Raw genomic sequence first — 22,373 nt, 5'->3', positions numbered from 1 at the left:
GATCCTGAACGCTTAGTCCTGCACCACTGGTAGTTGACGCTGTATCCAGCCCTTATAGCCACCAATCATAGAGGCAACGTGGGTGTAACCCATAAGTTGCAGATTATGAGCAGCCAAGGCGGAGCGCGCACCACCCGCGCAGTAGAGTAATATGGGGGTATTTTTATCGGGAAAACGCGCTTCAATATCACGATCTAAAATACCCCTGCTTAAATGTTTCGCTTGGGGTAAATGATCTTGCAGCCACTCACGATCCTCACGCACATCAACAAGGTGCCAGCGGTCATCGGCCTGATAAGCTTCGATTGTCACTTCGGTGATATTAGGCAGAATAGCGTCAACAAGGGCGGAAAATGCATTGGGATGCTGCATCACTAACTCCTAGATAAGATATTGAATGACATAATGAATGTCAGCTTATCAGCAAAGTGTAATCTTCTCATCCTGCAGACGCAATCTTTCAGCCTCACCGCAAAGCTGAGAAAGTTGCCAGTGAAAGACTAGTTGTGGCTCTCGCTGCGCTCTGAGCTACATTGCCAGCAAAGCTCAAAACTGCCTTCATTAGTCTCATGGCATTGCACACACTGCCATTGCGGACTTTCAACATCCAACGCATTCAATTGAACTTGTGCCGACGCGTATTGGGACTCACCTACCCATAACTCGACGTTTTGCATCCCAGTAGGGAGTTCACCAATGCCGCCTAATAACGCTTCACCTCTGAGTTCAACATGAATGCCACAGGCCTCCAATAAACCTTTCCATGTGTGGGCCTGCAATAAATTACCACCAGCAACTAACACTTTACGTTCTTCCATGCGACATCCTACGGCTACAACTCTCTAGAATATGGGTTGCCGACATCCTACTGCTAAATAGCCGAGGCTGTCGAGCGCTGATTTTTACATCAGTTGTTAAATAAATTAACATTCACTTTTTACAGCATAACTGACTATAACTTTGTGAGTTTGCTAGCAGAATGTCAGATACGCCTCAAAAAATTGATGCAAAAAAAGCCACCTCGTCGGTGGCTTTTTAACTCCAAATTAACCTTTAAGGCATCATAGGAGGTTGATCTGCGCCTTCTTTCTCAATCTCAACTGGCATCATGTGTTCACGATTGATACCCAGTTTAACGGCCAAGAAGCTCGCCACATAGATAGAGGAATAAGTACCCACAAAAATCCCCAACAGCAATGCAGTCGCAAAGCCATGGATCATAGTGCCGCCCTTAAGGAACAAGGCCACAACAGTCACCAAAGTCGTGCCCGTTGTAATAATGGTACGGCTCATAGTTTGACTGATTGAAATGTTAACTATTTCTTCAGGATCGCTCTTACGCAGCTTAAGGAAGTTCTCACGGATACGGTCAAATACCACGATAGTATCGTTAAGTGAGTAACCCACCACAGTCAACAAGCCCGCCAATACGGTCAAGTCAAATTCCAATTGAAATAACGAAAACACCCCTAAGGTCACGATGACATCGTGCGCCAGTGCCGCTACAGAACCAAACGCTAAGCGCCATTCGAAACGAAACGACACATAGATCATGATACAAATCAGCGCAACTAATACCGCCAATGCACCTTGCTCTGCCAGTTCTTTACCCACTTGTGGGCCAACAAACTCAACACGCTTCTGCTGCACTTGTGGGTCAACTTTCTGCGCGGCTTCCATGATAGACTTAACCTGCACATCGCTCTTAACGCCTTCTTTCACCTGTAAACGTACAAGTACGTCACGGCTAGAACCGAAGTTTTGCACGATCGCACCTTCGGAATCTGGCGTCGTCAGTTGCACACGCAGCGCATTCAAATCAACCGGCTGAGTAAACTCCATTTCAACAACAGTACCGCCAGTGAAATCAAGACCCCAGTTAACGCCATTAGTTGCGAGCGATACCAGCGAGCCCAGCACTAACACTGCCGACATAATGCTAATAGGCAGTGCATGGCGGAGGAAGTTTACTGTATGTTTTAAGGATAAAACTTCAATCATTGTCACTTCCCCTTAGATAGACAGAGTCTTCACGCGCTTACCACCCCAAATCGCGTTAACGATTGAGCGAGTACCCACGATGGCGGTAAACATAGAAGTCGCAATACCTATCATTAAGGTCACAGCGAAGCCTTTAATCGCACCAGTACCTACGGCAAACAAAATGAGCGCAGTGATGAAGGTGGTGATGTTCGCATCGGCGATAGTTGAGAAAGCATTACCATAACCTTCATGGATTGCCTGCTGTACGCTACGTCCTGCACGAAGCTCTTCACGAATACGCTCATAAATCAGCACGTTGCCGTCAACCGCCATACCGACCGTCAACACCATACCGGCAATACCGGGTAGGGTTAACACAGCGCCAGGGATCATAGACATAACGCCCACAACCATGACTAAGTTTGCGGTTAAAGCCAGGTTAGCAATAAGCCCAAAGCTACGGTAGTAAACCAACATAAAGAGTAAGACAACTGCCATACCCCATACCATAGCTTGCACACCGCTTTGAATGTTTTCAGCACCTAAGCTTGGACCAATGGTACGTTCTTCAACAATTGATACAGGGGCAATCAAGGCACCCGCACGCAGTAATAGCGCAAGGTTTTGTGCTTCACCATGACTTAAGCCAGTGATCACAAAGTTACGGCCTAAACGTGCTTGAATAGTAGCAACCGAAATTACTTCTTCAATTTTCAGCATCTTAACGCTGCCATCGGCATTGCGTTCACCACTGTCTTTATACTCGATGAACAAAGTCGCCATAGGCTTGCCTATGTTGTCTTTGGTCACGTCAGAGAAAATGGTACCGCCTTTAGCGTCGAGGTTGATACTGACCTGAGGACGACTGTACTGGTCAAAGCTAGGTTGTGCGCCAGTGATATGATCACCCGTCAACATCACTTCTTTCTTCAATATCACAGTGCCACCTTCGCGGCGCTGATACACTTCAGAACCCGCAGGTACACGGCCTGATTGCGCAGCATTCGGATCGGCTTTGTCATCCACCATGTGGAATTCAATTGATGCGGTTGCACCTAAGATTTCCTTAGCACGAGCCGTATCTTGCACACCTGGCAGCTCAACGATAATGCGCTCGGCGCCTTGACGTTGTACTACAGGCTCAGCCACACCTAACTCGTTAACACGGTTACGAATGGTAGTAATGTTTTGTTGCAGTGCTTCTTCTTTAATCTGCTTTAGATAAGCTTCACTCATCACAGCTTGCAGCGCGAAATCTTCGCCACGGCTAGCATCGGTGAACACCATATCTTGATTGCGAGTCTTAAGAAAACGCTCGGCAGTCGCTAAGTTTTCAGCATCACGGAACTTGATTTCAATTCCAGTGGCATTAACACGAATACCAGCATAACGAATGGTTTCTTCACGTAATTGTGAACGGAAATCAGCGACTTTAGCTTCTTCCATCTTACGAATCGCTTCGCCCATGTCCACTTCCATGAGGAAATGCACACCACCGCGAAGGTCAAGACCAAGCTTCATTGGGCTACCGCCCATGGACTCGAGCCACTTAGGCGTCGCAGGCGCTAAGTTAAGTGCCACAGTAAACTTATCACCTAAGCTGTCAGCAATCAGTTCTTTAGCCAGTAGCTGTTGATCCGCATTTTGCAAACGGACCAACAACTGACCTTTTTCAAGCTCAGAGCGCTTTACCGCAATGCTCTTACTGGCTAACAGCTCGTTCACACTGGCTTGGGTAGATGCTGTTACTTCAGCACCTCGAGTCGCCACCACTTGCACCGCGTGATCTTCACCAAAAAGGTTAGGTACGGCATAGAAACAACCTATGGCGATGACGAGCATCACCATAATGTTTTTCCACATTGGGTATTTATTTAACACGCCTGAGCCCTCTTGGCTTACAACGACTGGATAGAGCCCTTAGGCAATACAGCTGCAATATAGTCTTTTTTGATCGTGATTTGTGTTGTGTCGTTCAAGCTCAGTAACACGTAATCGCTTTCGTCGCTGATTTTTGCAATCTTGCCTAAAATCCCACCACTGGTTAACACTTCATCGCCTTTGCCTAATGAAGACATTAGATTTTTGTGCTCTTTAACGCGTTTTGATTGCGGACGGAAAATCATGAAATAGAAAATCAGGCCGAAAATCGCCAGCATGAAAATCAGTTCCATCGTGCCGCCACCTTGTGGTGCGCCGGCAGCGCTTGCATATGCATTTGAAATAAACATAGTTTTTCTCTTCTTATTAGCAAAAAATCAATCGACTAACTCTGGTACTTCGCGACCTTGACTGGTATAGAAGTCCGCCACAAAGGCGTCTAATGTACCCGTCTCAATCGCACCGCGCAAACCTTCCATTAACATTTGATAGTATCTCAAGTTGTGAATGGTGTTTAAACGCGCACCCAGAATCTCATTACAACGATCTAAGTGGTAAAGATACGCCCGTGAATAATTTTTACAGGTATAACAATCACACTTAGTATCAAGTGGTGACGTGTCATCTCTATGACGCGCATTGCGTATTTTGATCACACCTTCACTCGTAAACAGATGACCGTTGCGGGCATTACGGGTTGGCATCACACAGTCAAACATGTCAACACCACGACGTACACCTTCAACTAAATCTTCTGGTTTACCGACCCCCATCAGATAGCGAGGTTTGTCTGCAGGAATTTGCGGGCAAATATGCTCAAGAATGCGATGCATATCTGCTTTAGGCTCACCTACGGCCAAACCACCGACGGCATAACCGTCGAAACCAATATCGACTAAGCCTTTTAAGCTTTCGTCGCGTAAATCTTCATACACACCGCCCTGAATAATACCGAAGAGTGAGTTAGGGTTCTCTAAACGGTCAAATTCATCACGCGAACGTCTTGCCCAACGCAAAGACATCTGCATTGACTTGCGCGCTTCATCTTCAGTGGCAGGATACGGGGTACATTCGTCAAAAATCATCACCACATCACTGCCCAATGCATCTTGAATTTGCATTGATTTTTCAGGATCTAAGAAGATTTTCTCACCATTTATAGGCGAACGGAAATGCACACCTTCTTCGGTGATCTTACGGATATCGCCAAGACTAAACACTTGGAAACCGCCCGAGTCCGTTAAAATAGGACGCTGCCAGTTCATAAAGTCATGCAAGTCACCGTGCTTACGCATGATTTCTTCGCCTGGGCGCAACCATAAATGGAAAGTGTTACCGAGCAAAATATCCGCGCCAGTGGCACGAACTTCTTCCGGTGTCATGCCTTTCACTGTGCCGTAGGTTCCTACCGGCATAAAAGCGGGGGTTTCTACTGTGCCACGATCAAAAATTAACCGACCACGGCGCGCACGCCCGTCGGTAGTGTCTAATTCAAATTTCATAATTCACCTCGCCAGATAAACAGTCTGACTACATTTTTAATGGCTAATGCCATTTTGATTAACAATAGAGATGGGGACAGGGTTAAAAGGTTCAATCTTTTAACGAAAAAAATTGCCGCACAATCTCACTTTGGGCGGCTATTTTAAAACAAAATCTTAGTCTAGTGGGCTTTTTTCGTCACAAACATCGCATCGCCATAGCTAAAGAAGCGATATTTTTGCGTGATAGCATGTTGATACGCCGCCATAACATGATCAAAACCGACAAAAGCACTAACTAACATGATCAAAGTTGATTCAGGTAGATGAAAATTTGTCACCATAGCATCGACCACTTGGAATTCATAACCTGGGTAAATAAAGATATCGGTATCGCCGCTAAAAGCTTTGAGTTCGCCAAGGCTTGCGCGTGCCGCACTTTCTAAGGAGCGCACTGACGTCGTCCCTACGGCCACCACACGTTTACCCGCAGCTTTGGTTTGCGCGATTAAATCAACCACGTCCTGCGGTACATTCGCCCACTCGGAATGCATCTTGTGTTCAAGAATGGTATCGACACGCACTGGCTGAAATGTTCCCGCGCCCACATGCAAGGTCACAAACGCGACATTCACGCCCTTGGCTTTTAATGCATCGAGCATGGCATCGTCAAAATGTAAACCCGCCGTTGGCGCGGCAACTGCACCAGGGTTTTGGTTATACACAGTTTGATAGCGCTCTTTGTCGGCATCTTCATCGGGTCTATCGATATAAGGAGGCAAAGGCATGTGCCCTACTGCTTCAAGCACTTCTAAGATGGTTAACTCGGATAACAACTCAAGTTCAAACAAAGTATCGTGACGGGCGACCATCTTCATCTGATAGCCACCATCGAGATGGATTAACGAATCCACTTTAGGGGATTTAGAGCTACGAACGTGGGCGAGGATGCGCTTATCATCGAGCATACGCTCAACTAAAATTTCTAACTTACCGCCACTGGCCTTTTGACCAAACATGCGCGCGGGGATCACTCGGGTATTGTTGAACACCATTAAATCACCGGGATTAATCATCCCCAGCAAATCGGTAAACTGTTTGTCGCCTAACGCGCCAGAGTTGCCGTCTAAGGTTAACAGACGGGATGCGTTACGCTGCGCCATAGGATAACGAGCGATCAGCTCATCGGGAAGATCGAAAGAAAAGTCTGCAACGCGCATATTGGCCTCTAGATAGCTTAGAACGGCGGCTAGTCTATGGTTAGAGGCCAATAAGATCAAGATTACTTATTGCCAGTGTCCACTTCTTGCTCGGGTTCCACTGGATTGATGCCATCTTGGGGCTGATTGTCATCGGCATCGAATTTTAGCCGCGAGCGACTAAAGTCATCCATGCTGAAACGGTGTTGTTCAAAGGGGATTTCTATTAGCACTTTTTTGCGCTTCTGCTGCTCGTCTTTACCAAGCATTTTGGTGAACCAGTTCCACATCATCCATGATCCTAAAAAAGGTTATTGATTTTATTTCACTTTCCCTTATCGATTACTATGTCAACGTTTAAGTCAGCCATAATTATTCACGGCGAATCAAATGTCATTATCAATAAAAAGTGAAAAAATACTGCATTTTTAGCTTCGGCGCTTTCCTAAGCGCGCTTGTGCATGATACCGTGAACCGACGTGGTTAACCAAGCACAAATAATGAACTTTCTTACACACTTACATCTCGCCGACATCAGTAAAACCCACCTTGCTGCCAACGTAGCAGGTAACTATATTCAAGCGCCAATTGCGCAAGCCCCAATGGTGTTACGCCAAGCCTTATGGCTAAACCAAGAGATTAATACCCTCTGCGCCAGCCATGAATTGACGATTGAATTAATGGAAGCTTTCCCTGCGCCCTTAAGAAGCATAGCAGCAGAACTCATGGCGGTGAGTTTCGATCACTATTTAGCTTACTATTGGGAAGAATATCACCACCAACCCTTGGATGAATTCAGCAGCAAGGCCTATGACGCGTTAGATGCTTTGGCCACGCAAGGCGTTGATCCATACCATCCAGAGGCATTATTTACACTCTTGCCCACAATGCGCAGCGCCGATTGGCTAGGCAGCTACACCACCGAAAAAGGATTACAACAAGCCTTAGCACAAGTGGCCAAACAGCATCCGCAAGCCGCACTGTTTAAAGATGCCCATAAAGTCGTCAATAAAATGCAGATAGAAATCGAAACCGCGTTCCGCACTTTTTATCCGCAGCTGATGGCTTATACCCGTATTTGGAGCCGTAAGACGCCTGTAGAATATTTGCCCTCACCCCTCTAAGAATAAGCAAGCATGAGATTATGCTGTGTGCCTGCGTAAATTTTGCTAGTATGGCCGCGCAAAAATGAGGACAAGATGCAGATATTTGATTACCAGCCCCCAGCAGTTCCTTGGCTAGACATACGCTATAAAGATAGAGATCTGATTATCATCAATAAACCTTCGGGATTATTATCTAATCCGGGTCGAGCGGCTCACACCTTCGATTGCGCGTTAACCCGCTTACAAGCCCTTTATCCAGAAACAATTTTAGTGCATAGGCTCGACTGCGCGACCTCGGGCATTATGGTGTTCGCCCGTAATAAAAAAGCGGAGTCGCATTTAAAAACACAGTTTCAAGATAGACAGAGTAAGAAAGTCTATATTGCCGAAGTGATGGGACATGTGCTGCAAGATCAGGGGATTATTGACCTCGCGATAGTGCCAGACACTGAACATCCGCCCTATCAAAAAACGCTACAGGCGGGAGAGACTGGCGGCAAAAGCGCCCTCACTCACTACCGTGTATTAGAGCGCCGAGAAAACAGCACCTTAGTCGAGCTTTTGCCAGAAACAGGCCGCACCCATCAATTGCGTGTGCATATGCTTGCCCTAGGCCATGCGATTTTGGGTGATGAGTTTTATGGTGATGCCGAGGTTATCAAGGCCAAACCGCGTTTATGTTTACATGCACAAAGCTTAAGTTTGACCCATCCCTATTCGGGTAAATCGCTGTTTTTTAGCAGCAAACATCCATTTACTGAATAACTTAAACCACTCGCTACAATTCCATAAAAGCAAAAGGTCGCGACTTAGCTCTTAGCTATCGTGCGACCTTCGTTATTTACGGATTCGACTGTCGTCGTTTAAGCGACGCGTATACCTTGACCAAAATCGACATCAGCCGCTAATTTTTCTGCTTGGAAATAACAGCCCTGCTCATTACAAAATTGTAATTGCTGCGACGATGTAACGATAAAAAATTCACCAAAGAAATTGCCGCCAACATCCTCTAGCTTATGGCCCTCAGAAGTTTGCGTCATATAGACTTCATCTAAACTATGGCAGCCATCGCTAAACCAAGTTTCTAAAAAATATTTATCGTCTTCTTTATAGAGGGTAATTTTGTCCCCCAATAAAGGACGCCCATCTAACCAACGACCTATAATTTCACGATTTTGCATATCTGTCTCCCGCCAATGAAGGCGACGGCGTTTTTCGATCCCAGACATCCTGATATCCTTATGCAATACCCAATCACCTAAAGTGAATGTCAGTTGTGGTAGTACATTAAGCATAGAACCCATTTAACTCTTTACTCCCCACAGCAGCAAATTACTTCAAATCGCCCGTCAAATGTAACTTTTTGGTTAATTTAAATTTGCTAAATATTTAAAATATAAAAGATAAATACCTTTGACTAATTAATCGGCAGTGTAGCTCAATCTAAAAATAAAAACGCGATCTTTATCACTATTTACTTATCGCTAAAGTAAAGGCAGCTAAAAGACTTATCTTCCTAGATGAATGAGTTTGTTACATCTTTTATTGCCAATTTTAATAGGGTTTCTGATATAACCCATAAGTGAATTACCGCACAAATAAGACCAAGTGATATTTCAATATCCCTACAAAACAAAAATAAAGCAGGAAGCGCTATGCATAACATTCATCGTCGTCATTTTCTTAAGGCAGCGGGTGCCGCAACCGCCGGACTCGTCACAGCCAATATTGCCCTCAACGCCTACGCCAGTAGTGTCGCCCCTAAACCGCAAGCGGGTAAATCCGTTATCGGACTCATAGCACCCAAAATGGACGTGGTTCGAGTTGGCTTTATCGGTGTTGGCGAGCGTGGCTTTAGCCATGTCGAGCAATTCTGTCATTTAGAAGGCGTTGAACTTAAAGCCATTTGTGATACTCACACAGCGGTGCTGGACAGAGCCGTGGATCATATCGTTAAACAGAATCGGCCAAAACCGGCTGTCTATACTGGTAATGACCTGAGCTATCACGATCTGTTAAGCCGCGATGATATTGATATTGTGATCATTTCTACTCCATGGGAATGGCACGCGCCTATGGCGATAGAGACGATGGAAAGCGGTAAACATGCCTTTGTCGAAGTACCGTTAGCACTCACAGTAGAGGAATGCTGGCAAATTGTGGATACCGCTGAACGCACTCAGAAAAACTGCATGATGATGGAAAACGTCAACTACGGCCGTGAAGAACTTATGGTTCTCAACATGGTACGCCAAGGTGTGTTTGGTGAGTTGCTCCACGGTGAAGCCGCTTATATCCACGAGCTACGTTGGCAGATGAAGGAAATAGACCATAAGACGGGCTCATGGCGGACTTATTGGCATACCAAGCGCAACGGTAACTTGTACCCGACCCACGGTTTAGGGCCGGTTTCCCAGTATATGAACATCAACCGCGGTGATAGATTTGATTATCTAACCTCGATGAGTTCACCTGCCCTTGGCCGTGCGCTCTATGCTAAACGTGAATTCCCCGCCGATCATGAGCGTAATCAGCTCAAGTACATCAATGGGGATATCAATACCAGTCTGATTAAGACCGTTAAGGGCCGGACCATCATGATACAGCATGACACTACGAGCCCAAGACCTTACAGTCGCCACAATTTAATCCAAGGGACAAATGGCGTGTTTGCGGGTTTCCCGAATCGTATCGCCGTCGAAAATGGTGGCTTTGGTCAGAGTTACCACGAGTGGGATATGGACATGCAAAAGTGGTATGACAAATATGATCACCCTCTGTGGCAACACATAGGCAAAGAAGCTGAGATTAACGGCGGCCACGGCGGCATGGATTTTGTGATGTTATGGCGCATGATTTATTGCCTGCGCAATGGCGAGGCCTTAGATCAGGATGTGTACGATGGCGCGTCTTGGTCGGTGGTGAATATCTTAAGTGAACATTCAGTCAATGACCGCAGTAATTCAGTCACCTTCCCAGATTTTACCCGCGGCGCGTGGCAAACCGCCAAACCATTAGGGATTGTCGGCGCTTAAGCAGCAGCTTTCGCCAAACTCACAACTTTGCCCTGCCCACCATAAGGATAAGTGCCTCGGCCTTATCCTTTTTCTTTTCTTAAATGAAGCCTAGAAATGCCAGCACCATCAATAGCAAGCAATAAGGGACAAGCAATTAGGGGCAAAAACTCATGATAAGAAACCAACTATAAACGCTAATAGTAGCCAATTTCTTTGATTTTCAAAGAAAAATCACCACTCTGCTGGGCGCCAATCACTAGCCCTAGACTACAGACTTGGCTTAAATCTATTGCCACTCGGGAAATCGGTTTACCCCGACATTGGGGCAAGAAGTCAATGAAGGGAATTTCTATCCGCTGCCAATTCAAGACTCTAGCGCCACTCACACCAAACGTTTGATGGCTTGGCGCGGGCGTAGGCGCTTGATAAACCGTGCTTTGGGGTGTGTCGACATCCTTTAGATTCACTTTATAATCTTTAGGTCGGTCGCCATCAAGTTCGACATAGATCCCAGTAAATCCACTGACATCTATAGGGTTAAACTCACAACGCACTGAAGCAAACCCGCCACCATTTGCCAGCGACACATGGCCGCTAAACTCACCATAGCCTAAAGGTGACACCGTCATCTTACTGCGAGACAAACCGCCCATCACAGTGTCATTTATCCCATACCAGGGCTTTGCAGCATCTCGCACTCTAAAATCAAAAAAGATCATAACGACTCCCATAAAAAAAGCAGCCACCTAAGTGACTGCTTCCATAATACTTTTCAATACGAATAACAGCACTCGTTAACTCAGTTTAGCTTTATTCTCAGCGGCTTCACAAGCAGCAGCGGTAAAGATAACGTCAGTTGAGCTGTTCAATGCGGTTTCGGCTGCATCTTGAACCACACCAATAATAAAGCCGACAGCGACCACTTGCATGGCGACATCATTAGAAATACCAAACAAGCTACAAGCAAGTGGGATCAACAGTAATGAACCACCCGCTACACCCGAGGCGCCGCAAGCCGAAATAGCGGCTACAACGCTCAATAGCAATGCGGTGAGTAAATCGACTTGAATGCCCAAGGTATGCGCGGCAGCTAAGGTCAATACCGTAATAGTGATCGCCGCGCCGCCCATATTAATGGTGGCACCTAAGGGAATAGAGACTGAATAAGTGTCTTCATGCAGATTTAATTTTTCACACAGCGCCATATTCACCGGAATATTCGCCGCACTCGAGCGGGTAAAAAATGCCGTCACGCCACTTTCACGCAAACAACGAAATACCAACGGATAGGGATTACGTTTAATCTTCACGTAAACAATTAAAGGATTAACGATTAAGGCAATAATGGCCATCGCACCTAATAACACAGCCAATAACTGCGCATAACCCGCAATTGCGGCAAAACCGGTTTCAGCAAACGTCGCAGCAACTAAACCAAAAATACCAATAGGTGCTAAACGAATAATGAAATGCACCATTTGCGAAATGCCGTGGCTCATGTCGGCAAATACTTGCTTAGTCGAATCGCTAGCATGATGTAAGGCTAAACCTAAACCCACACCCCAAGCAAGAATACCAATATAGTTGCCCGTCATTAACGCATTCACTGGATTATCAACCAATTTAAATAATAAGGTATTGATCACTTCACCAATACCTTGTGGAGGACTTGTACCTTCCACACCAGCAACCAAAACTAAAGTCGTGGGGAAAATAGAGCTTAAAATCACAGCAGTTAACGCCGCGGCAAAGGTACCCAATAAATACAGGATCACAATTGGGCGCATATTGGTTTGCGTATTTTTCTTTTGATTGGCAATCGACGATGCTACTAAGATAAATACCAGTATTGGAGCAATCGCTTTTAATGCTCCAACAAATAAACTGCCTAAGAAGGCGATATCTTTTGCGCTATCGGGTGAAAAACTCGCTAACACCACACCAGCGATAATCCCTAATAAGATTTGTAATACGAGACTGCCATTAGCCAACTTAGCTAATAATGATGATTCTTGTTTCATGGTTTAACCTGTCGTTATTATATTTCGGTTGAGATCCCCAACGCGCACCTTCGGAAATGAGGCCAATAAGGTTTTTATAGGATGTGACTAGACTTGTCTAGTTTTGCGGGGAAATAAGCTAACTAAATTACCCTTGTCCCGCAAAAAGCATACAAAAAACTAACAAGCGTCTTATTGGCGCTGCTTCATGGCTAAATCGGCACCACGCAACATGGCATCAATCAACTCGTGAGCATCGAACTTAGTCAGCGCTTCATTTGCCCCCACTTGATGGGCCTGACTCACGCTTATTTCGCTGGATAAAGACGTGTGTAAAATGATGTAGGCCTTGGCGGTCAGTGGATTATCACGCACCTCAAACGCCAGTTCGTAACCATCTAGTCCCGGCATCTCAATATCACTCACCAGAATATCTATGGGGTGATGCTCTAGTGCCGCTTGTTCCATCATGACTAAGGCTTCTTTACCGTCGGCGGTCACTCGATAAGGGATGTTGATCATATCAAGGGCATCGGATAACTGCTTACGTGCCACCTTAGAATCATCCACTAACAGGATATTCATGGGTTTGAGTTTCTCACGCTGCACATCGGTCAAGATTGCCCGATTTGCCTGTGGGTTATTCGGGAAAATTTTCGACAACAATAACTCAACATCAAGCAATTGTACTAACTGGTCCTCAAAACGAGTCACACCAGTCAAGTAAGCATTCTTGCCCAAATTGGCAGAAGGCGCCTCAATATCACGCCAATTACATTCAATAATCTTATCGATACCACGCACTAAAAAGCCAATGATCATCCGCTGACAGTCAGTGATGATGATGTAGCATTTTTCCCGCTCTTCAGGAGCTATCGGCCGATAACCAATCGCAGCCGCCATATCTATGATAGGAATAGTATGGCCACGAATCGTTGAAGCGCCAAGAATCGTCGGATGAGATTGGGGAATTTTGCTTAGCTGTGTGTACGGCACCAGCTCACGCACTTTCAACGTGCCTAAGGCAAACACTTGAGTCTGTGATAACCGAAACAGTAGTAATCCCTGTGACTGACTTGCCTTACTTTTCATAATTAGATAAATAACTCACTAAAAACAACCTTCGGATAGCTTAACCTTAACACAGTAAAATTTTGATGACTAAGGTCAAACGAATGAAACTATTATTACCTATTTATTAATAGGTTCGACGCCAATCGCCGACAAGTACTTAGTCTTGTAATGCGTACAAGACATCAAAGGCGAATTGATCCCAACCTTCGGCAGTAAAAGCGATATCGCGAATATTACGAACTTGGCTCACCGCATGTAATGGCGCTGCACCATTGACCATCAAGTAATAGGCCATGATAAGACTGGTGCGATCCTTGCCAGAGCGACAATGGATCACTACAGGCAGCTCATCGGCTTCACATTGCTGAATAAAAGCGAGTGCCTTGGGCAACTGAGCGACACAAATCGCCACATCCCCATCTTGGGGCGGCACATTGCGCGAAAAGGGAATACATTCGTAACGTAAATCAAGCTGCTTAAACGCACTCGGCTCGCAGCCCTCGCCCCCATTGACCGACAGAATGGCACCAATACCGGCCTCTTTGAGCGCTTGTAAATCCCAAGGATCTTTATTAGGGCCACTGCGCCCTGCGACTTTACCTTCAACTAACCAGAATAAGTGTTGCATAAACCTTACCTACGACAAGTGAGATGACAAGGAACGCCAGAGATAAGCTAAGAATAGCTTGTTTCCAACGACTTAAGATTTTTTACCCCAAAATTCAGCATTGGCAGGCGGTAACTGTTTACATTTTTTTTTACCCATACCTTCAGGCTTGGCGACAGGTTTAGCTTGTTCTAACAGTTCGGCTGGCATTTCATCATCGGCTTCAAAACCGACAATTTGCTCACGCACTAACTTAAGCTTGTTCTTTTTCTCTATGACGCCAAAGTGGTGATAATCCTCATGGGAAATCAAGGTCACGGCCAAGCCTGCTTCACCAGCGCGGCCACTACGGCCAATACGATGCATATAATCTGCAGGGCTCCTTGGTAAATTAAAGTTGATCACCACAGGCAGTTTATCGATATCGATACCACGGGCGGCAATATCGGTCGCAATTAACACACGGATCTCACCATTTTTAAAGCCATCGAGCACCCGCGTACGCGCGCCTTGGGCTTTATCGCCATGGAACACTTCGGCAGTGATCCCACGTTTAGACAGCTTTTGCGCTAAGTGATTACAGGTATTTTTGGCACTCACGAAGATCAACGCCTGTGACCACTGATGTTCTTTAATCAGATGCGCCAATAATGCGGTTTTCATCGGACGATTAACCGTGATCACCCGCTGATGAATCGTGCTTTCTTGCTCACTTTGCAATTGATATTCAAGCGGATTATTAAGCAGTTTTGCCGTTAACTCACGGACTTCTTCAGGGAATGTCGCAGAGAATAATAAGGTTTGTTTCTTGGCAGGCAAAGCGTCGAGCACTTGGGCTAATTCTTCAGTAAAACCAAGGCTTAACATGCGGTCAGCTTCATCTAGCACTAAGGCGCTGACACGATTGAGTTTGATGGCATTACTCGACAACAGATCTAACAAACGGCCCGGCGTTGCAACTAGGACGTCAGCGCCAGAGCGTAGACTCTGCATTTGCGCATTCACCGACACACCGCCAAACGCAGCCACAATTTTTAGCTTGCCATTGAGATGTGAGGCATAGGATAAAAAGCTGTCGGCGACTTGTTGTGCTAATTCACGGGTTGGGACTAAGACCAAACAACGAACATAAACGCCCGTCTTATCGTCTGTTTTTGCTTCAACAAGTTGTTGCAACAGCGGCACGGCAAAGGCTGCCGTTTTACCCGAGCCCGTATTAGCACCGGCTAACACATCGCGCCCCGCAAGCACAGCGGGGATCGTCGCCGCCTGTACTGATGTAGGCGAAACATACGCTAATTCGGTTAATCGATTTAGCAAGGGTGCAATAATGCCGAGTTGGGCAAAGCTTGCCGCAGAGGAAGAAGCCTGAGTCATAGAAAGTTTAACTGCTCACCAATATCTTAATAGGCGGCTATTCTAGCTTAAATATCGAGGCAATGCTTGGCAGTTTCCAGCGTTAATAACTGCTGTTTCATCGCAAGCCCATAGGCGTAACCCGTTAACTTGCCATTTTTGCCTATCACTCTATGGCAAGGCACGATAATCGCAATGGGATTGGCACCATTGGCCGCGCCCACTGCGCGCACCGCCTTAGGCCGACCAATTTGCTCGGCAATCTGCCCATAACTGCAGCTCTGACCATAATCGACATTGATCAAGGCTTGCCAAACTTCACGCTGAAATTCCGTTCCTTTAGGTGCGAGCTTTACATCAAATTCAATCAGTTCACCTGCAAAATAACGCGCGAGCTGCACTTGAGTTTCACTAATATGCGCCTTGGCTTGATTGAGGGCATCCTCACTCACCTTAGCAAGCGCAATCTCAGTGCGATCCGAGCCAACAACCGTTAAATGACTCAGTCCATAGGCATTGGCATTTAACTGTAATATTCCGGCAGGACTCATAAAAGTATCCACGGCGCAGGGCTGATACGCTGCAATACTCGGCGCTTGGCTCAATTGACGAATCGCATGCTTCATAATCTGTCTATTTGTTTGCTCTAAATTTGGTTCTAAATTGGCTCTTAACTTAACGCTAAATCATCTTTTTAAACTAGCAGTTAAATGTGAGGCGGCTTGATGGTTATTGATGCCAAAGCTGAAAGGTTAAATAACTGCCCCAAGGCGCGATTTCTTGACTCAGTTGCTGACACAGCTTCGGGTAGTTGACTGCACCCGCAGCAGCTTCATCCAGCCTATGGATCTTGCCATACAAAGCAAGCAAATGCTTTTTAACAATCAAATCGGTATCCAAAAACACATTGGGATCGCCCAAACCGCGGAGCTTAGCATACGCGATTGTCCAAGGACCTATGCCCTTAACGCTGAGCCAATCATCGACACTCGCCTCAGGATGATCACAGATAAACGCCGCGAGCGCATTGAGGGCTAATTTACGAGCGCCGGGCATTTTTAGCTCAGTTAAACTCGCCTCACGAATAGCCTCGGGTGTCGGGAATAAACGATACTCGCAACCATTGAGACTAAAGCGCTCACCATAGGCTTCAACCAATTGATTCAGTAGCTTAGTCGCCTGCACTACCGTCACTTGCTGGCCTAAAATCGCGCGGCAGGCCGCCTCAAATAAGGAGCCTGCACCGGGAATGCGTAATCCCGAAAACGGTGTTAATCCTAAACTTGGTAGCGCACTTAAACCTTGTTCAATCTGTTGCATATCCGCATCGAGATCTAAAATGCGTCGCACTTCAGTGACCAGCAATTGCAGCTCATCGACAGGAGAGTCTTCGGTCAACATTATCGCGAGTTTGAAGCGATTTAGCTTAGGCTCATGGATAATGTGCACTGTGCCGCGCATCTTACCTAGGGCAAAACAACGACCATATTCGAACCCATTATCGCCAGTTTTGGCCTCATCTACCACGGTCGCCTCATCACCAACGACATCGCTCGCTTGTGGATGACTCATCTGCGGTGTGAACCATTCCATCCCTGTTACCGCACGTAATCGATAAAACGCCAGCTGTGACGCCCAATCCAATGGTGGCCGATAATACTGATACAAGGTTAATCCATAGTGCGGCACAAATTCACCCATAGTATCAATCTCACTTAATCCTGTTAGTGGCTCAATCATGGACTCCTTTACCGCTTTGGTTAATGCACTCTTTCTTAACTGCGTCGGCGTCAATTGCAAGGTTTGCTTAAACGCCTCATTGAAACGGCGAATACTGTTAAAACCCGCCGCCATCGCGACTTGAGTGATAGGTAATTGGGTTTGGTGCAATAATTGTTTAGCAAACAGTAACTGCCGATATAAGGCATATTGTTTTGGCGAAGTGCCAAAACCTTCGGTAAAGAGCTTATTGAGATAACGACTGCTGATCCCTAATCGGTCAGCCAATTGTGTTACTGTCGAGGCTGGCTCTCCCGATGATTTTCCCGCTAAGGCGCCCGCTTCGATTAAGCTAATGGCCCTCGCTAACGTTGTGCCAGTCCCCTTCCAAGGATTCGATCCCGGCGCACTGTCGGGCCGACAACGTAAACATGGGCGTAATCCCGCCTGCGCGGCTTTAATGGCCGAATCAAAATAACGCACATTTTGCTCTTTTGGCGCGACGGCGGGACACACAGTTCGGCAATAAATGCCCGTCGTTAAGACGCCCACAAAAAACTTACCATCAAACCGCGGATCGCGGCTCATCCTCGCCTCACGGCAAATGGACGCAGAAAGTTGCCCCGAATAGGACTCCAGCGAATGCACCGAATCTATTTCATCACGCTTAATCGCACTCTCAGACACTCTATCTGCACTCATTTTTCATCACGCCCGACAATATTCGCTCACAATTAATTTCTTGTTCATTACTTTACGTAAAACTAGCATGTAGCACTAGCGGAAAACGGAACTCAATCATTTCAATGCTTTTAGGGCATGAAATCCTATATGCTAGAGCCGACTATTTTTTATCTCACCATAGAGTTAATTCATGTTTAAACGATTTGAATACTGGGTTGAAGCCCTACCCGATGATGAACCCACTAAACCACCCACAGGGGTTTATGCTTTTTGTCGCCACTATACTAAGGGCTACGAACTGCCGCTGATCTTAATGTCAGTGCTGACCGCCATGCTGGCCATGCTTGAAGTGTCACTGTTCGGATTCATGGGCCAATTAGTGGATTGGCTGGTGAAAAAAAATCCCGAAACCTTGTTCCAAGACGAAGGCACGACCTTAATGCTGATGGGAGGAATGGTGATAATTGTGATGCCAATATTGGTATTACTGCATGCACTTATCATGCATCAAACCTTGCTCGGCAATTATCCTATGTCGATCCGATGGCTTGCACACCGTTATTTGCTAAAACAAAGTGTATCGTTTTATCAAGATGATTTTGCAGGCAGAATCGCCACGAAAGTCATGCAAACCTCCTTAGCCGTACGCGAAACTGTGATGAAATTGCTCGATGTTTTGGTATACATTTTAGTGTATTTCACCTCTATGCTAGTGATGATTGCCAGCGCTGACCTGCGCTTAGTCATACCTATGCTCGTCTGGCTTGCACTGTATGTTGGTCTGCAATGGTACTTTGTGCCTAGACTAAAAAGTGTCTCTACCGAGCAAGCCGATGCGCGCTCAACCATGACAGGCCGTATCGTCGACAGCTATACCAACATCACCACAGTGAAGCTATTCGCCCACACACAGAAAGAAGCCGAATACGCCAAATCCAGTATGCGGATATTTTTAGACACGGTTTATCGCCAAATGCGCTTAGTGACGGGCATCAGCGTCAGTGTGCAAATCATCAACTATCTGTTGGCCTTTAGTATTGCAGCAGTATCGATAGCCCTATGGACCGATAGCGCAATCACGGTCGGCGCCATCACCATTGCGGTCAGTTTAGCACTGCGCTTAAACGGCATGTCACAGTGGATAATGTGGGAAATCAGTTCGTTATTCGAAAATATCGGCACGGTTACCGATGGAATGAACACCTTATCGAAAACAACGATCATCCAAGATGAGCCAAAAGCCAAGGCGCTGGTCGTCAATCATGGCAAGATTGATTTCAACCAAGTGTGTTTCCATTACGGTGAGCAGACTGGCGTGATTGAAGATCTGAATCTGAATATTAAAGCGGGTGAAAAAGTTGGCTTAGTGGGGCGTTCTGGCGCGGGTAAATCGACCCTAGTGAATCTACTAATGCGATTCTACGATGTTGAAAAAGGTCAGATTAATATTGACGACCAAGACATCAAGATGGTTATGCAAGATTCACTGCGTTCGCAAATTGGCATGGTGACCCAAGATACCTCCCTCTTGCACCGCACCATTCGCGAGAATATTCTTTACGGCAATCCCAGTGCCAGTGAAGAGCAACTTGATCGCGCGATTAAACAAGCTCAAGCCTATGACTTTATTCAGGAACTAAGTGATCCTAACGGTAACCATGGCTTAGATGCCCAAGTGGGTGAACGCGGCGTAAAACTCTCTGGTGGCCAAAGACAGCGTATCGCCATCGCGCGGGTTTTATTGAAAAATGCGCCCATTTTACTGCTTGATGAAGCCACATCTGCACTAGATTCCGAAGTCGAAGCTGCTATTCAAGAAAGTTTGTATGAATTAATGCAAGGCAAGACAGTGATCGCGATTGCCCATCGACTTTCGACTATTGCCGCGATGGACAGGTTAATTGTATTAGATCAAGGCCGAGTCGTTGAGCAAGGCACGCACCATGAACTCATCGCCGCAGGCGGGATTTATGCTCAATTATGGGCCCACCAAACAGGTGGATTCTTAGGTGTAGACTAAGCCAAAGGTAAGATGACGAAAGGCGACACTCAGCAGTGAGTGTCGCCTTTTTTATCTCAAATAAGTTTCCGCCTAATTCTGCCCTCTTCCCGCAAAGCTTCACTCTTACACTCGCCCGCATATTCACCGCAACGATACGCTATTCAGCTATTACAATAGCTACCGTAAGAACGGTTCACTTCAAACTTTACTCGTTGAACGATTGGAAACAAGAGATAAACCGCGCTTAACGGCTCAACTTATCAGCATTGAAAGTGGCAGCATTCAAAGTACCAACACACTGAACAATCCGAAAGGTGAGTTTGGGCCATGGGTTAGCGCAAGGTTAAGCAGGAAAACGCTTCGATAATCTTTATCGCACGATTGAACAGAATGACTTCACCACACTAAGTAAGCCTCTCGAAGCATCATTTATTTAGGTGGTTTGAATTGGTGGGTAAATTAGGCAAATAACTCGGAGCGTATGACTCGTAAATGAATCGGGGAGATCTCGATTTAATATTCAAAATTCAGACACAAAAAAACCACCTTGAGGTGGCTTATTGTCTTTAATCAAAGTTTCGATAAACCTTGATTAAAATTGGTATCCCCTAGGGGATTCGAACCCCTGTTACCGCCGTGAAAGGGCGGTGTCCTAGGCCTCTAGACGAAGGGGACCCGGACTTATGATTTAACTCGTAACCGAGCTTTGTAACACATTCACTTCAGTAGGCTAGGAAGTAAATGCTTTGTTCTTACCAAACAACTCGTTAGTTATTTGCTAGGAACCACTCTCTATAAAATATAGATGGTATCCCCTAGGGGATTCGAACCCCTGTTACCGCCGTGAAAGGGCGGTGTCCTAGGCCTCTAGACGAAGGGGACCCGGGCTTATGATTTAACTCGTAACCGAGCTTTGTAACACATTCACTTCAGTAGGCTAGGAAGCAAATGCCTTGTTCTTACCAAACAACTCGTTAGTTATTTGCTAGGAACCAAAATGTGGTATCCCCTAGGGGATTCGAACCCCTGTTACCGCCGTGAAAGGGCGGTGTCCTAGGCCTCTAGACGAAGGGGACCCGGACTTATGATTTAACTCGTAACCGAGCTTTGTAACACATTCACTTCAGTAGGCTAGGAAGCAAATGCCTTGTTCTTACCAAACAACTCGTTAGTTATTTGCTAGGAACCAAAATGTGGTATCCCCTAGGGGATTCGAACCCCTGTTACCGCCGTGAAAGGGCGGTGTCCTAGGCCTCTAGACGAAGGGGACCCGGACTTATGATTTAACTCGTAACCGAGCTTTGTAACACATTCACTTCAGTAGGCTAGGAAGCAAATGCCTTGTTCTTACCAAACAACACGTTAGTTATTTGCTAGGAACCAAAATGTGGTATCCCCTAGGGGATTCGAACCCCTGTTACCGCCGTGAAAGGGCGGTGTCCTAGGCCTCTAGACGAAGGGGACCCGGACTTATGATTTAACTCGTAACCGAGCTTTGTAACACATTCACTTCAGTAGGCTAGGAAGTAAATACTTTGTTCTTACCAAACAACTCGTTAGTTATTTGCTAGGAACCACTCTCTATAAAATATAGATGGTATCCCCTAGGGGATTCGAACCCCTGTTACCGCCGTGAAAGGGCGGTGTCCTAGGCCTCTAGACGAAGGGGACCCGGACATATTAATTTGAACCTAACGTTCCCGTTTAACATCTACGGCCTGATAGGCACTCTTCTAAATAACGAATTATGCCTTGGGTGTATTAATTTAAACTTTCGTTTCTGCTTAATAAGGCAGTAAATTGGTGGAGCTACACGGGATCGAACCGTGGACCTCTTGCATGCCATGCAAGCGCTCTCCCAGCTGAGCTATAGCCCCAAATTTTTGTTAACACAGCTAACTTTAGCAGTATATGTATCAGCAGAAATTTAGATTTTGTTCTTACCAAACAACACGTTAGTTATTTGCTAGGAACCAATATTTGGTATCCCCTAGGGGATTCGAACCCCTGTTACCGCCGTGAAAGGGCGGTGTCCTAGGCCTCTAGACGAAGGGGACCCTGGACATATTAATTTGAACTTTTCACTATAAAAGGTTCCCGTTTAACATCTACGGTAAGTTTGGTGGAGCTACACGGGATCGAACCGTGGACCTCTTGCATGCCATGCAAGCGCTCTCCCAGCTGAGCTATAACCCCAAACCTATGGAACTACATTTAAGTGCACTGCAAGCATTTGCTCGACTGTGTCTCAACTGCGTGGCGCA

The 22,373-nt window shown here is 46.1% G+C and carries 20 protein-coding genes and 9 tRNA genes; 4 read left to right on the top strand and 25 right to left on the bottom strand.

The annotated features are described in order from the left end of the window. Positions 1-12: 12 nt before the first annotated feature. From CKQ84_RS16430 to CKQ84_RS16395, 8 genes are all read right to left on the bottom strand, one after another. Positions 13-372, bottom strand: a complete 360-nt coding sequence (locus CKQ84_RS16430) for a rhodanese-like domain-containing protein (protein ID WP_105252072.1) — start codon at positions 370-372, stop codon at positions 13-15. A gap of 128 nt (positions 373-500) precedes the next feature. Beyond that, positions 501-818: a DUF2007 domain-containing protein gene (locus tag CKQ84_RS16425; RefSeq protein ID WP_028761071.1), complete on the bottom strand. Its 318-nt coding sequence runs from the start codon at positions 816-818 to the stop codon at positions 501-503. A 235-nt stretch (positions 819-1,053) separates the two neighbouring features. Further along, positions 1,054-2,001 (bottom strand): protein translocase subunit SecF, encoded by a 948-nt coding sequence (gene secF, locus CKQ84_RS16420; protein ID WP_028761072.1) that lies wholly within the window; start codon positions 1,999-2,001, stop codon positions 1,054-1,056. Positions 2,002-2,013: 12 nt separating this feature from the next. After that, positions 2,014-3,864, bottom strand: coding sequence for a protein translocase subunit SecD (gene secD / locus CKQ84_RS16415; protein ID WP_028761073.1), 1,851 nt, complete (start codon positions 3,862-3,864; stop codon positions 2,014-2,016). A 17-nt stretch (positions 3,865-3,881) separates the two neighbouring features. Continuing rightward, the gene (yajC, locus tag CKQ84_RS16410) at positions 3,882-4,214 is read right to left on the bottom strand and encodes a preprotein translocase subunit YajC (RefSeq protein ID WP_007649452.1); all 333 of its coding nucleotides are present in this window, start codon (positions 4,212-4,214) and stop codon (positions 3,882-3,884) included. 27 nt (positions 4,215-4,241) lie between these two features. Further along, a complete protein-coding gene (gene tgt / locus CKQ84_RS16405; protein ID WP_006082277.1) occupies positions 4,242-5,366 on the bottom strand; it encodes a tRNA guanosine(34) transglycosylase Tgt in 1,125 nt (374 codons plus the stop codon). Between the two features lie 161 nt (positions 5,367-5,527). Continuing rightward, positions 5,528-6,565, bottom strand: coding sequence for a tRNA preQ1(34) S-adenosylmethionine ribosyltransferase-isomerase QueA (queA, locus tag CKQ84_RS16400; RefSeq protein ID WP_105252071.1), 1,038 nt, complete (start codon positions 6,563-6,565; stop codon positions 5,528-5,530). A gap of 62 nt (positions 6,566-6,627) precedes the next feature. After that, positions 6,628-6,837: a hypothetical protein gene (locus CKQ84_RS16395; RefSeq protein ID WP_105252070.1), complete on the bottom strand. Its 210-nt coding sequence runs from the start codon at positions 6,835-6,837 to the stop codon at positions 6,628-6,630. Positions 6,838-7,044: 207 nt separating this feature from the next. Between CKQ84_RS16395 and CKQ84_RS16390 the strand changes: the two genes are divergently transcribed. Both CKQ84_RS16390 and CKQ84_RS16385 read left to right on the top strand, forming a co-directional pair. Then, positions 7,045-7,668, top strand: coding sequence for an ACP phosphodiesterase (locus CKQ84_RS16390; RefSeq protein WP_105252069.1), 624 nt, complete (start codon positions 7,045-7,047; stop codon positions 7,666-7,668). A gap of 75 nt (positions 7,669-7,743) precedes the next feature. Next, positions 7,744-8,415 (top strand): RluA family pseudouridine synthase, encoded by a 672-nt coding sequence (locus tag CKQ84_RS16385; protein ID WP_105252068.1) that lies wholly within the window; start codon positions 7,744-7,746, stop codon positions 8,413-8,415. 98 nt (positions 8,416-8,513) lie between these two features. On the opposite strand, the gene CKQ84_RS16380 is transcribed toward CKQ84_RS16385, so the two are convergent. Further along, positions 8,514-8,954, bottom strand: a complete 441-nt coding sequence (locus CKQ84_RS16380) for a hypothetical protein (protein ID WP_028761078.1) — start codon at positions 8,952-8,954, stop codon at positions 8,514-8,516. Between the two features lie 351 nt (positions 8,955-9,305). On the opposite strand from CKQ84_RS16380, the gene CKQ84_RS16375 reads away from it, so the two are divergent. After that, positions 9,306-10,685 (top strand): Gfo/Idh/MocA family oxidoreductase, encoded by a 1,380-nt coding sequence (locus CKQ84_RS16375; protein WP_028761079.1) that lies wholly within the window; start codon positions 9,306-9,308, stop codon positions 10,683-10,685. Between the two features lie 176 nt (positions 10,686-10,861). On the opposite strand, the gene CKQ84_RS16370 is transcribed toward CKQ84_RS16375, so the two are convergent. The 7 genes from CKQ84_RS16370 to CKQ84_RS16340 all read right to left on the bottom strand — a co-directional run bounded on the left by CKQ84_RS16370 (position 10,862) and on the right by CKQ84_RS16340 (position 18,125). Continuing rightward, entirely contained in the window at positions 10,862-11,386 is a 525-nt protein-coding gene (locus CKQ84_RS16370) for a CIA30 family protein (RefSeq protein WP_028761080.1), read from the bottom strand. A 75-nt stretch (positions 11,387-11,461) separates the two neighbouring features. Further along, positions 11,462-12,688: a serine/threonine transporter SstT gene (gene sstT / locus CKQ84_RS16365; protein WP_028761081.1), complete on the bottom strand. Its 1,227-nt coding sequence runs from the start codon at positions 12,686-12,688 to the stop codon at positions 11,462-11,464. 171 nt (positions 12,689-12,859) lie between these two features. After that, positions 12,860-13,759, bottom strand: a complete 900-nt coding sequence (locus CKQ84_RS16360) for a chemotaxis protein CheV (protein WP_028761082.1) — start codon at positions 13,757-13,759, stop codon at positions 12,860-12,862. Positions 13,760-13,898: 139 nt separating this feature from the next. Continuing rightward, positions 13,899-14,369 (bottom strand): dual specificity protein phosphatase family protein, encoded by a 471-nt coding sequence (locus tag CKQ84_RS16355; protein ID WP_028761083.1) that lies wholly within the window; start codon positions 14,367-14,369, stop codon positions 13,899-13,901. Between the two features lie 72 nt (positions 14,370-14,441). Continuing rightward, a complete protein-coding gene (locus CKQ84_RS16350; RefSeq protein ID WP_105252067.1) occupies positions 14,442-15,725 on the bottom strand; it encodes a DEAD/DEAH box helicase in 1,284 nt (427 codons plus the stop codon). A gap of 47 nt (positions 15,726-15,772) precedes the next feature. Beyond that, positions 15,773-16,330, bottom strand: coding sequence for a methylated-DNA--[protein]-cysteine S-methyltransferase (locus CKQ84_RS16345; RefSeq protein ID WP_028761085.1), 558 nt, complete (start codon positions 16,328-16,330; stop codon positions 15,773-15,775). 103 nt (positions 16,331-16,433) lie between these two features. Next, positions 16,434-18,125 carry a DNA-3-methyladenine glycosylase 2 family protein gene (locus CKQ84_RS16340; RefSeq protein ID WP_105252066.1) on the bottom strand — a complete coding sequence of 564 codons (1,692 nt, stop codon included), beginning with the start codon at positions 18,123-18,125 and terminating at the stop codon, positions 16,434-16,436. A gap of 172 nt (positions 18,126-18,297) precedes the next feature. Between CKQ84_RS16340 and CKQ84_RS16335 the strand changes: the two genes are divergently transcribed. Further along, positions 18,298-20,127, top strand: coding sequence for an ABC transporter ATP-binding protein (locus tag CKQ84_RS16335; protein WP_105252065.1), 1,830 nt, complete (start codon positions 18,298-18,300; stop codon positions 20,125-20,127). A gap of 581 nt (positions 20,128-20,708) precedes the next feature. On the opposite strand, the gene CKQ84_RS16330 is transcribed toward CKQ84_RS16335, so the two are convergent. The 9 genes from CKQ84_RS16330 to CKQ84_RS16290 all read right to left on the bottom strand — a co-directional run bounded on the left by CKQ84_RS16330 (position 20,709) and on the right by CKQ84_RS16290 (position 22,305). After that, positions 20,709-20,784: transfer RNA gene (locus tag CKQ84_RS16330), tRNA-Glu, on the bottom strand. A gap of 131 nt (positions 20,785-20,915) precedes the next feature. Next, a tRNA-Glu gene (locus CKQ84_RS16325) sits at positions 20,916-20,991 on the bottom strand. Positions 20,992-21,109: 118 nt separating this feature from the next. Beyond that, a tRNA-Glu gene (locus CKQ84_RS16320) sits at positions 21,110-21,185 on the bottom strand. 118 nt (positions 21,186-21,303) lie between these two features. Next, positions 21,304-21,379, bottom strand: a tRNA-Glu gene (locus tag CKQ84_RS16315). A gap of 118 nt (positions 21,380-21,497) precedes the next feature. Continuing rightward, positions 21,498-21,573: transfer RNA gene (locus CKQ84_RS16310), tRNA-Glu, on the bottom strand. Positions 21,574-21,704: 131 nt separating this feature from the next. Continuing rightward, positions 21,705-21,780: transfer RNA gene (locus CKQ84_RS16305), tRNA-Glu, on the bottom strand. Positions 21,781-21,910: 130 nt separating this feature from the next. Beyond that, positions 21,911-21,986, bottom strand: a tRNA-Ala gene (locus CKQ84_RS16300). Positions 21,987-22,090: 104 nt separating this feature from the next. Continuing rightward, positions 22,091-22,166, bottom strand: a tRNA-Glu gene (locus CKQ84_RS16295). Between the two features lie 63 nt (positions 22,167-22,229). Next, positions 22,230-22,305: transfer RNA gene (locus CKQ84_RS16290), tRNA-Ala, on the bottom strand. Positions 22,306-22,373 lie beyond the last annotated feature (68 nt).

Source organism: Shewanella sp. WE21, assembly GCF_002966515.1.
Lineage (GTDB): Bacteria > Pseudomonadota > Gammaproteobacteria > Enterobacterales > Shewanellaceae > Shewanella > Shewanella oncorhynchi.
This window is presented reverse-complemented; position numbering and strand designations above follow the sequence as displayed.